The sequence below is a fragment of the Amycolatopsis sp. NPDC003731 genome (assembly GCF_053586895.1).
Window position 1 is genome coordinate 1 of the sequence record NZ_JBSFNC010000231.1, and the last position, 10,215, is coordinate 10,215.

Sequence of the window (10,215 nt, forward strand, 5' to 3'; positions counted from 1 at the left end):
CCGCGAGCTGCACGAACACTTCGCCGGAAGCGGACGGCGGCCCGCGGCCGGCTGATCAGATGCCGGATGGCTTCCGCGCGTCGATGTCCTCGGGCGTGTACTGCTCCCGCTTGGTCGTCAACGCCCAGCGGTGGCCGTCGGGGTCGACGACCCGGCCGTACCGCTCCCCGAAGAACATCTCCGTGACCGGCGCTTCGACCGTCGCCCCCGCGAAGACCGCGCGGCGGGCGAGGTCGTCCGGGTCCGCCGTTTCCAGCGTCAGCAGCACCGGGGTGCCGCCGATCGTCGACGGCGCCAGCGCGTCGAGGGCCGCGATCTCCTGGCTGACCAGCAGCCGCGCGTCGCCCACGGCCAGCTCGACGAACAGCACCGTGCCGTCCGGCAGCACCGTGCGGAACAGCTCCACCGCGCCGAACGCCTTGGCGTAGAAGGAAAGGGCGACGTTCACATCGCGCACGAACAGGTGCGGCACCAGGCCGAGCGGGCGGCTCACGCCGACTCCGGGCGGGCCGTCAGTCCCGCGTCCCCGGCCGCGGCGACCAGCCGGGCGAGCAGGGCCGTCTCCCGTGCGGCGGCCGCGCGGCCGGCCGGGGTGATCCGGTAGTAACGGCGGCGCGAGTCCTCGCCCGGGAACTCCTCGGCCAGGCCGTCGGCGGCCAGCCGGGTCAGCGTCCGGTAGAGCGTCCCGGGTCCCAGCTGGACGGCGCCGCCGGTGACCTCGGCGACGAAGCCCATGATCCCGTAGCCGTGCGCGCGCCCGCCCGGCCCCGTCGCCAGCGCCAGGAGCACCTGGAACGCCGCGGGGGTCAGCGGGTTGCCGTCGGCCATGGAGGGAGCCTACACTCCGCCCTGGTTATATCCATGGTGGATATAGAGAGGCGGGAGTCATGCCCATCCGGGGAGTCGGCAAGGTCGTGGTCGGGGTCGAGGACCAGGCCCGGGCCAAGGAGTTCTGGTCGGCGGTGGTCGGCTTCGCGGTGACGACGGACTTGCCCTACGACGACCAGGGCCGGCGCTGGGTCGAAGTGACCGCCCCGGACGGGACGATCCTCGTGCTCAGCGAGAACCCCGAGGACCGCCCCCGCGCCACCGCCGGCCAGCTCCCGACGTCGAACTTCTTCCTGTACGCCGACGACATCGAGAAGACCTACGAGGAGCTGTCGGCAAAGGGCGTGGAATTCCCCGCGAAGCCGGAGAAGCAGCCGTGGGGCTGGTGGTCGATGTTTACCGACTCCGAGGGGAACCGCTTCGCGCTGCAGCAGCGCGACTAGCGCGAAAGGACCGCCGTCAGGACCCGCCGCAGCTCGCCGGCCGGGTTCTCGGCCGGTTCCGGGGACCGCCACGCGACGATTCCGTCGGGCCGCACCAGCGAGGCGCCGCCCCGCGAAAGGCCGTACCGGGTGGCGAAGACGTCGTCGTCGAGCACGTGGCAGTCGAGGTGGATGCCCTGCTCCGCCGCGGCCGGCCGCCACCGTGTGCCGTCGCCCGCGCACAGCAGCACCCACGAGTGCCCGAACAGGTCCACGGTGGACGCCAGGCCCGGCGCCCGGAAGCCGGGCCGCCCGGTCGGCGCCCGGACGTCCTCGACACGCTCGCCGTCGTCCGGCTCCTCCGGCAGCACGGCCGTCGAGCGGTAGCGGAACCCGAGCGTGATCGCCAGCTGGTCCTCGGCCTTCGTCAGCCCGGAGACGTCGAGATCGGGGTGCATGCGCTGCTTCATGTTGTGCAGCGACGTGTCGATGACCATCCGCGCGATCGGCTTCCGCTCGGCTTCGTAGGTGTCGAGCAGTGCCGGGCCCGCTTCGCCGCGCAACACCGCGGCCAGCTTCCACGCGATGTCCGCGGCGTCGCCGACCGCGGTGTTGCCGCCCATCCCGCCGGTCGGAGGCGTCACCTTCGCCGCGTCGCCGATCAGGAAGACCCGGCCGGCGCGGAACCGGTCGGCGAGCCGCGCGGCGACCTCCCACGAGCCCGTCCAGACGATCTCCGGCTCCAGGTCCGGCAGGTCGGTGGCGGCGCGGATCATCGCGACCAGCCGGTCGCGGGTGAAGTCGGCCGGGCGTTCGCCGCGGTCCGGGAAGTAGTCCGGCGCGAAGACGTACCGGTCCGGCACGTCGGTGGTGACGAACCCGGCGGTGAAGTCCGGGTGCTGCAGGTAGAACAGGTCGGTCAGGCCGGGGTGGACGCGGTCGCCGAGGTCGGCGTCGAACACCACGCCGAGGCAGTGGCTGAGCGCGTCCATCCCGGTGGTCCCGATGCCGAGCCGCTGCCGGATCCCGCTGCGCCCGCCGTCGGCGGCGACGACGTAGTCCGCGCGCACCACGGTTTCTTCGCCGGACTCGCGGTCGCGCAGCGTCGCCGTGACGCCGTCGTCGTCCGGCGCCAGGTCCGTCAGCTCGGTCCGGAACCGCACCCGCGCGCCCGCCTTTTCCGCGTGCGCCAGCAGGATCGGCTCCACGACGTCCTGGCCGGCCATGGCGGCGGGCAGGGTGGTCGACGCCGAGACGTCGAACTCGCTGCCGTCCTGGACCAGCTGGTGCAGGACCCGGCCGGCCAGGCTGGTCGCGACGGTGATCCGCAGCCCCTGCGCCGCCCGCGGGCTGGCCGCCAGCACCTCGCGGTCGATTCCCGCCCAGTGGAACAATTCCATGGTGCGCCAGTTCTGCCCGGCGGCGCGGGAGTGGACCGACGTCCCCGCGTGCCGCTCCACGGTCAGCACGTCCACTCCGGCCTGCGCGAGGAACAGCGACGCCGACAGCCCGCCCAATCCCGCCCCGACGACCAGTACCTGTACCCGCTCGGTCATGTGTATCTCCCCATCTGTGAATCTCCCTGGCAGATATCTTAGACACAAAGAGATTCATCCGGCAAGGCAAATCGGCTCCCAGGACGTGGGAAGGGTTGGGTAGGCCGTTCGGCGCAAGTAGCTTCGCATTCGGCAGCCCTCCGCGAACCCCTTGAGCCGCAAGGAGAAAACCGATGACCGAGACCTCGGCGTGGTCCTTCGAGACCAAGCAGATCCACGCGGGCGCCGCGCCGGACCCGGCCACCGGGGCCCGGGCGACACCGATCTACCAGACGACGTCGTACGTGTTCCGCGACAGCCAGCACGGCGCCGACCTGTTCAGCCTGGCCGAGCCCGGCAACATCTACACGCGGATCATGAACCCGACCCAGGACGTGCTGGAGCAGCGGCTCGCCGCGCTCGAAGGCGGCGTCGCGGCGCTGGCGTTCGCGTCCGGCTCGGCCGCGACCACGGCGGCGATCCTGAACCTCGCCGGCGCGGGCGACCACTTCGTCTCCAGCCCGTCGCTCTACGGCGGCACCTACAACCTCTTCCACTACACGCTGCCGAAGCTCGGCGTCGAGGTCACGTTCATCGACGACCAGGACGACCTCGAGCAGTGGCGCGCCGCCGTCCGGCCGAACACGAAGCTGTTCTTCGCCGAGACGCTGGCCAACCCGGGCAGCAACGTCCTCGACATCCGGGGCGTCGCCGACGTCGCGCACGAGGCCGGCGTCCCGCTCGTCGTCGACAACACCGTGCCGACGCCGTACCTGCTGCGCCCGATCGAGCACGGCGCCGACGTCGTCGTGCACTCCGCGACGAAGTACCTCGGCGGCCACGGCACCACGGTGGCCGGCGTGCTGGTCGACGGCGGCACGTTCGACTTCGGCAAGAACCCGGAGCGGTTCCCCGGCTTCAACGAGCCCGACCCGAGCTACCACGGCCTGAAGTACTGGGAGGCGCTCGGCCCCGGTTCGTACGCGGCCAAGGCGCGCGTGCAGATCCTGCGCGACACGGGCGCGGCGATCTCGCCGTTGAACAGCTTCCTGATCCTGCAGGGCATCGAGACGCTGTCGCTGCGCCTCGAGCGGCACGTGTCGAACGCGCAGGCGCTGGCCGAGTGGCTGGAGCAGCGCGACGAGGTCGAGAAGGTCTACTACGCCGGTCTGCCGTCGAGCCCGCACTTCGCCAACGCGCAGAAGTACCTGCCGCGCGGCGCGGGCGCGGTCCTGTCGTTCGACCTGCGTGGCGGCGTCGAGGCGGGCCGGAAGTTCGTCGACGGCACCGAGCTGCACAGCCAGCTGGTGAACATCGGCGACGTCCGCAGCCTGATCGTGCACCCGGCGTCGACCACGCACAGCCAGCTGACGCCCGAGGAGCAGCTCTCCAGCGGCGTCACGCCCGGGCTGGTCCGGCTCGCCGTCGGGCTGGAGGGGATCGAGGACCTCAAGGCCGACCTCGAAGCCGGATTCCGGGCGGCCAAGGCGGAACTGTGACCGTGACCGGCGCCTGGCGGATCGGCGATCCGCCGGGCCGCCGGAAGTTCGTCACCGGCCCGGGCGCGCTGGCGCTCGAGGCCGGTGGCGTGCTGCCGTCGTTCACGCTCGCGTACGAGACGTGGGGGACGCTGAACTCCGACGCGTCCAACGCGGTCCTCGTCGAGCACGCGCTGACCGGCGACAGCCACGCGGCCGGGCCCGCCGAGCCGGGGCACCCGAGCGCGGGCTGGTGGGACGGCCTGATCGGGCCGGGCAAGGCGCTGGACACGAACGAGTTCTTCGTCGTGGTCCCGAACGTGCTGGGCGGCTGCCAGGGCTCGACCGGGCCGTCGTCGCCGGATCCGGACGGGACGCCGTGGGGCAGCCGGTTCCCGGTGGTGACGGTGTGGGACCAGGTCGCGGCCGAAGCGGCCCTGGCGGACGCGCTGGGCGTTTCGCGCTGGGCCGCCGTCATCGGCGGGTCGATGGGCGGGATGCGCGCGCTGGAGTGGGCGGTCTCGCTCCCTTCGCGAGTGGCTTCGGTGCTGGTGCTGGCGTCGACCGCGCGGGCGTCGGCCGAGCAGATCGCCTGGGCCGCCCCGCAGCTGCACGCGATCCGCAGCGACCCGTTCTTCCGTGGTGGCGACTACTACTCGGCGGCTTCGGGACCCGTGGCCGGTCTGGGCATCGCCCGGCGGATCGCGCACGTCACCTACCGCAGCGAGCCCGAACTGGCCCAGCGGTTCGGCCGGCTTCCGCAGGACGGCGAAGATCCGCTGCGCGGCGGCCGGTTCGCCGTCGAGTCCTATTTGGACCACCACGCGGCCAAGCTGGCCCGCCGCTTCGACGCCAACAGCTACCTGGTGCTGACGGAGTCGATGAACACCCACGACGTCGGCCGCGGCCGCGGCGGCGTGGCGGCGGCACTGGGCCGCGTGACGGCGCGGGCGGTGATCGCCGGCGTCGACAGCGACCGGCTCTACCCGCTGTACCAGTCGGCGGAGATCGCGGCGGGCATCCCGGGCGCGCCAGAGCCGTCCGTGGTGACGTCGCCGTACGGGCACGACTCGTTCCTCATCGAAACCGGCCAGATCGCGGCCCTGGTGAAGCAGCTGCTGGGTTAGGGGCCCCTAGTCGGAGACGGCTTCGGAGATCCAGGGGGCCACCGGGAGGTCGCGGTCCAGGCATTCGACCGACAGCCGGATGGTCCAGCGCAGTGCCTGCAGGACGAGGCTGTCGACCTCGTCCGGGGCCGCGTTGGCGAGGGCGATCTCGACCTGTTCCTGCGCGGCTTCGGTGTTGCCGTGGACCTCGGCGAGCAGCGTCCGGACCGCGGTCCGCACCGGCGGGTCGGCCTGGTCGATCGAGACCTCTTCGCCGTCCTCGTCGAACACCTGGACCTTCACCGGGGCGCTGCCGCCGTCGCCCAGGGTGGAGACCATCGCGCTGCACTCGCCGAAGAGCAGCAGCATGAGGGCCTTCGTCTCGTCCGCGCGGGCCTGCGGCTCGGCGGCCGACGGGGCGACCTCGCCCAGCGCTTCGGCGTCGTCGCCGAGGCTCAGCGCGGTCAACGCGCGCTGAGCCTTCTCGACGAGCCGGCGCTCCTGCTCGCTCCAATCCGGGTCCACGTGCCCCATCAAACACCACGACGGCGCTCGGCGGCACACCTTGATCCGCCGATGACCTTCAGGCCGCGCGAAGGGCACCCAGCGCGAGCCGGCAGAGCAGTTCGGCCAGTTCATCGTCACCGAGATGGCGGTTGTACGGCGTCGAGTTGATCAGTCCGAACACGGCGTGTGCCGCCGACCGCGCCTGCCGTTCCCCCAGCTCCGGGACGGCTTCGCGGATGACCCGCACCCACACCTCGACGTACTGGCGCTGGAGCGCGCGCACCTGCTTGCGGTCGGCGTCGGTGAGGTTGGCGAGGTTGCGCTCCTGAACGGTGATCAAGGCGGGGTGCGCGAGCGCGAAATCGACGTGGAACCGCACGAGGCCGGTCAGCGTGTCGTCGGGTTCACCCGGGTGGGCGGCTCGGGCCGTGCCGCCGTCGAGCAGGTAGCGGCTGATCGAGTTCAGCATCTCGCCGAGGATCGCGTCCTTGCTGCGGAAGTGCCGGTAGAGCGCGGGGCCGGAGATCCCGACGGCGGCACCGATGTCGTCGATGCCGACGCCGTGGAAGCCGTGGTGGGCGAACAGCTCGGCGGCCGCGGACAGGATCTGTTCGCGCCTGCTCGCCTTCTCGCCGTTCACGAGAGGGGTGGGGTTGGCCGGCATCCGGTCAGTTTAGAGCGGCAGGTTAGCGAGCGCTAACGTCCTGGTTCGCCGGTCCGCTCGCGCTGTGAGCCTGCTCACCCGGCTCGTCGAGGGGACCCTGGCTGCGGTACCCGGCGGGCACCGCAGCCAGGGGCCGGTCAGGTGGTGCAGGCCGCCGAGCCGAGCTTGACGGCCGAAGGTGTGCCCGACGGGCCGTTGGCGGTGAAACCGAGCGCCACCGCCGCTCCCGCGCCCAGGGACGGGCTGTAGGACGGCGCGCTCACCGTGACCGTGGTGCCGGCCTGGGTGAAGGTGCCGTTCCAGCCGCTGACGACGGTCGCCCCGGCGGGCAGGGTGAACACGACCGTCCACGGGTTGGCGGCGCTCGTCGCGGTGTTGGTGACGGTCAACGTGCCCTGGAAGCCGCCTTGCCAGGAGTTGTCCAGCTTCCACGCCGTCTTGCACCCGCCCGTGCCGCCACCGGTCGTCGTGGTGGTGGGGGTGGTCGTCGTCGGGTCGGGGCCGCCGCCGGTGGGCGGGATGAGGTACGGCTGGAGGATGCTCTGCTTCGCCTGGTTGACCGTGGTCCAGTCGTCGTTGAGGATGCCCCCGGTGTCCCCGGAGTTGGGGTTCCACGACCAGTAGGTGAACGAGATGCCGTTGACGCCGGTGCCGGTGTAGGCCATCAGCTTTTCCAGCCACACCTTGTCGACCGGGTTCGCCAGCGTGGTGCCGAACTCGCCCATCATCAGCGGCGCGATGTTCTGCTTGTACAGGTAGCCCCAGTAGTGGTCCCAGATCGCCGTTAGGTTCGCCGGGTAGTCGGGAGCGCTGAACCACGGCTGGTTGTAGACCGACGTGGCGTACTCGTGCGGGGAGTACACCACCCGGTTGGCCACCGACAGGCGTACCGGGAACTCGCCCGCCTTCGACAGGTTCCCGCCCCACCAGCCGCAGTCCTCGTCGTTGGACGGGTCGCCGTCCCACACGTTCGACAGCCCGCCGCTCGGGCAGCTCACGCCCTCGACGAAGATCAGCCAGTTCGGCTGCACGGCCAGGATCGCGTTGCCGGCGCGTTCGGCGGCCAGCCGCCAGTCGCGGGCGGTGTCACCGCAGCCCCAGCACGCGCCGGTCGCGGCCGGGTTGGTGCCCTCGGCGTGCGGCTCGTTGTGCAGGTCCGCGCCGATGACCGTGGTGTTGCCCGCGTAATGCTGGGCGAGGGTCTTCCAGTCGTTGATCCAGGTGCTTTCCGGGACGCCGGCGGTGTACCAGAGCGCGGTCTGCCCCGCGCTGGTCGGCCGGTGCCGGTCGAGGATGACGCGCATCCCCTTCGTCCCCGCGTAGCCGATCACCTTGTCGAGGATCTGCAGCGGGGACAGCCCGATCAGGTCGGGGTTGGTGTAGTCGTTGATGCCGGTGGCCGTGGCTCCGGGCTTCAGCGCGTCGTCGGAGAACGGCACGCGCAGGGTGTTGTAGCCCAGCTGGGCCATCTGGTCGAGCTGCTGGCGCCAGGTCCGGCTGGACCACAGGCCGTGGAAGGTCTTGTTGTCGGTCTCCATCCCGAACCAGTTGATGCCGGTCAGCCGAACCGTCGCGCCCGTGCTGTCCAGGATCTTGTTGCCGCTGGTGTGCAGGTACCCGGCGCCCGTACCGCCGGCCGCCGCCGCGACCTGGCCGGTCGCGCCGAAGGCCACCAGCCCGCTCGCGGCCACCACGGCCGCGGCCAGCACGCCGAACGCTTTTCTCCACTGCGTCATCTGCTCTCCTTTGAGCAATACGTCATCCTGGGAGCGCTCCCAGACGAGGTTAGCGAACGCGGTCACGGTGTCAAGGGCGTGGCGTGAACCCCGTCCGTCGTCCGGCCGGAGGTAACCCACTCGGGGCGACCTGCTGATCTTGTGCGGCTGACGGATCGCTGACGTTTCACACTTCCGGTGTGGGCTAAGTGGGTACCTACCGGTAACTAGGGGTTCCTCGCCAGCCCTTCACCTGCTGTCCTATTTGGGTCGGCCCTGTCACAAAGGAGTGACCCATGGCTGTTCCCACCCGTAACTTCAGGCGATCCCTTCTACGGTTGAGCACGGCCCTGGGGGCCGTCGTCCTTGCCTCTCTCGGCGTCACGGGCCTCGCCCAAGCCGCCGGGACCGTCTACGCCGCGCTCGGCGACTCCTACTCCTCCGGGGTCGGGGCCGGCAGCTACGGCAGTTCCGGGAGCTGTTACCGCAGCTCCAAGGCCTATCCGCAGCTGTGGACCAACGCCCACAGCGGAACCTCGTTCACGTTCCTGGCGTGCTCCGGCGCGAAGACCGGGGACGTGATCAACCAGGCGAACTCGATCCCCTCGTCGGCCACGCTCGTCACGGTGACCGTCGGCGGGAACGACGCCGGGTTCACCGACGTCATCACCACCTGCACCCTGGGCAGTGACGCCGACTGCGTGAACCGCGTCAACACGGCCAAGACGTACGTCAACAACACACTGCCGGCCCTGCTGACCAACACCTACAACGCGATCAAGGCCAAGGCGCCGGGCGCTCGGCTCGTCGTCCTGTCCTACCCGCGCTTCTACACCGTGCCCGGCTCCTGCTGGGTCGGGTTGAGCGACACCAAGCGGTCCGCGATCAACTCGGGTGCCGACGCGCTCGCGTCGGTGATCCAATCGCGGGCGGGCTCGGCGGGCGCGACCTTCGTCGACGTGCGGCCGTCGTTCGCCGGGCACAACATCTGCTCGTCGGCCGACGACTACCTGCACAGCCTGACCTGGCCGGTGATCGAGTCCTACCACCCGACCGCGGCCGGGCAGTCGGGCGGCTACTACGCCCCGCTGCGCGCGGCGATCGGTTGAGCGAAGTCCGAGACGGCCACCCCGGTCCGCCGGGGTGGCCGTTCGCGCGATCCGGCGACTGGACACCCACGTTAGCGGTCGCTAACATCGGAGCGGAGGTTAACGCCTGCTAACTTCGAGGGAGCCCATGGACACGCCGGCACTGGGGACTACGGCTGCCCCGGACAGCGAGGCCTACGCCCGCAACGCCACCTCACACGCGGAGCTGGTCGAAGACCTCCGCAAACGCTTGGCGGCCGCCCGGCTGGGCGGGCCGGAGAAGGCCCGCACGCGGCACGTCGAGCGCGGCAAGCTGCTGCCGCGCGACCGCGTCGACACGCTGCTCGACCCGGGCTCGCCGTTCCTCGAACTGTCCCCGCTGGCCGCCAACGGCCTCTACGACGACGAAGCGCCGTCGGCGGGCATCATCACCGGCGTGGGGCGGGTCTCCGGCCGGGAGTGCGTGGTCGTCGCCAACGACGCCACCGTCAAGGGCGGCACCTACTACCCGATGACGGTGAAGAAGCACCTGCGCGCCCAGGAGGTCGCCCTCCACAACAACCTGCCGTGCGTCTACCTGGTGGACTCGGGCGGCGCGTTCCTGCCCAGGCAGGACGAGGTGTTCCCGGATCGTGAACACTTCGGCCGGATCTTCTACAACCAGGCGACGATGTCCGCGCGCGGGATCCCGCAGATCGCCGCCGTGCTCGGCTCGTGCACCGCGGGCGGCGCGTACGTCCCCGCGATGAGCGACGAGGCCGTCATCGTCCGGAACCAGGGCCCTGCTGCACGGCGAGTGGGAGATGGCCGAGGCGACCCTGCCCGGCACCCGCCGCGACGCGAGCGGCCTGGTCGCGGCGCACCTGCAGTGG

At 71.1% G+C, this 10,215-nt stretch carries 11 protein-coding genes; 5 read left to right on the top strand and 6 right to left on the bottom strand.

The window, feature by feature from the left end; all coding sequences use genetic code 11:
- Positions 1–55: 55 nt before the first annotated feature.
- Both ACWDN5_RS44550 and ACWDN5_RS44555 read right to left on the bottom strand, forming a co-directional pair.
- Positions 56–493 carry a VOC family protein gene (locus tag ACWDN5_RS44550; RefSeq protein ID WP_310973363.1) on the bottom strand — a complete coding sequence of 146 codons (438 nt, stop codon included), beginning with the start codon at positions 491–493 and terminating at the stop codon, positions 56–58.
- A complete protein-coding gene (locus ACWDN5_RS44555) occupies positions 490–828 on the bottom strand; it encodes a PadR family transcriptional regulator (protein WP_449680520.1) in 339 nt (112 codons plus the stop codon). The genes ACWDN5_RS44550 and ACWDN5_RS44555 overlap by 4 nt, the downstream gene beginning before the upstream one ends.
- A 59-nt stretch (positions 829–887) precedes the next feature.
- Between ACWDN5_RS44555 and ACWDN5_RS44560 the strand changes: the two genes are divergently transcribed.
- A complete protein-coding gene (locus ACWDN5_RS44560; RefSeq protein ID WP_449680521.1) occupies positions 888–1,271 on the top strand; it encodes a VOC family protein in 384 nt (127 codons plus the stop codon).
- Here the strand turns inward: ACWDN5_RS44560 and rdmE are convergent.
- Positions 1,268–2,806 (bottom strand): aklavinone 12-hydroxylase RdmE, encoded by a 1,539-nt coding sequence (gene rdmE / locus ACWDN5_RS44565; RefSeq protein WP_449680522.1) that lies wholly within the window; start codon positions 2,804–2,806, stop codon positions 1,268–1,270. The two genes, ACWDN5_RS44560 and rdmE, sit on opposite strands and share 4 nt — an antisense overlap.
- 173 nt (positions 2,807–2,979) lie before the next feature.
- Between rdmE and ACWDN5_RS44570 the strand changes: the two genes are divergently transcribed.
- Both ACWDN5_RS44570 and metX read left to right on the top strand, forming a co-directional pair.
- The gene (locus tag ACWDN5_RS44570) at positions 2,980–4,284 is read left to right on the top strand and encodes a bifunctional o-acetylhomoserine/o-acetylserine sulfhydrylase (RefSeq protein WP_310973357.1); all 1,305 of its coding nucleotides are present in this window, start codon (positions 2,980–2,982) and stop codon (positions 4,282–4,284) included.
- Entirely contained in the window at positions 4,281–5,390 is a 1,110-nt protein-coding gene (gene metX, locus ACWDN5_RS44575; protein WP_310973355.1) for a homoserine O-acetyltransferase MetX, read from the top strand. The genes ACWDN5_RS44570 and metX overlap by 4 nt, the downstream gene beginning before the upstream one ends.
- Positions 5,391–5,396: 6 nt before the next feature.
- Here metX and ACWDN5_RS44580 read toward each other — a convergent pair whose 3' ends face one another.
- The 3 genes from ACWDN5_RS44580 to ACWDN5_RS44590 form a co-directional block, all read right to left on the bottom strand.
- On the bottom strand, positions 5,397–5,903 hold the full coding sequence (locus ACWDN5_RS44580) for a hypothetical protein (protein WP_013229665.1): 507 nt from the start codon (positions 5,901–5,903) through the stop codon (positions 5,397–5,399).
- Positions 5,904–5,952: 49 nt separating this feature from the next.
- Entirely contained in the window at positions 5,953–6,540 is a 588-nt protein-coding gene (locus tag ACWDN5_RS44585; RefSeq protein WP_310973353.1) for an SACE_7040 family transcriptional regulator, read from the bottom strand.
- Positions 6,541–6,677: 137 nt separating this feature from the next.
- Positions 6,678–8,276, bottom strand: coding sequence for a cellulase family glycosylhydrolase (locus tag ACWDN5_RS44590; protein WP_310973351.1), 1,599 nt, complete (start codon positions 8,274–8,276; stop codon positions 6,678–6,680).
- Between the two features lie 317 nt (positions 8,277–8,593).
- Here ACWDN5_RS44590 and ACWDN5_RS44595 point away from each other — a divergent pair, with 317 nt between their 5' ends.
- Together ACWDN5_RS44595 and ACWDN5_RS44600 are read left to right on the top strand one after the other, a co-directional pair.
- Complete coding sequence (locus tag ACWDN5_RS44595) at positions 8,594–9,364, top strand: SGNH/GDSL hydrolase family protein (protein WP_310973349.1); 771 nt, start codon at positions 8,594–8,596, stop codon at positions 9,362–9,364.
- 127 nt (positions 9,365–9,491) lie between these two features.
- A partial coding sequence (locus ACWDN5_RS44600) for a carboxyl transferase domain-containing protein (protein ID WP_449680523.1) occupies positions 9,492–10,215 on the top strand: 724 nt, incomplete at its 3' end.

What these genes read in the sequence shown, in the direction of transcription:
- ACWDN5_RS44555 (WP_449680520.1), bottom strand. Translation starts at nt 828, where the DNA reads ATGGCCGACGGCAACCCGCTGACCCCCGCGGCGTTCCAGGTGCTCCTG.
- ACWDN5_RS44560 (WP_449680521.1), top strand. Translation starts at nt 888, where the DNA reads ATGCCCATCCGGGGAGTCGGCAAGGTCGTGGTCGGGGTCGAGGACCAG.
- rdmE (WP_449680522.1), bottom strand. Translation starts at nt 2,806, where the DNA reads ATGACCGAGCGGGTACAGGTACTGGTCGTCGGGGCGGGATTGGGCGGG.
- ACWDN5_RS44570 (WP_310973357.1), top strand. Translation starts at nt 2,980, where the DNA reads ATGACCGAGACCTCGGCGTGGTCCTTCGAGACCAAGCAGATCCACGCG.
- ACWDN5_RS44580 (WP_013229665.1), bottom strand. Translation starts at nt 5,903, where the DNA reads ATGGGGCACGTGGACCCGGATTGGAGCGAGCAGGAGCGCCGGCTCGTC.
- ACWDN5_RS44585 (WP_310973353.1), bottom strand. Translation starts at nt 6,540, where the DNA reads ATGCCGGCCAACCCCACCCCTCTCGTGAACGGCGAGAAGGCGAGCAGG.
- ACWDN5_RS44590 (WP_310973351.1), bottom strand. Translation starts at nt 8,276, where the DNA reads ATGACGCAGTGGAGAAAAGCGTTCGGCGTGCTGGCCGCGGCCGTGGTG.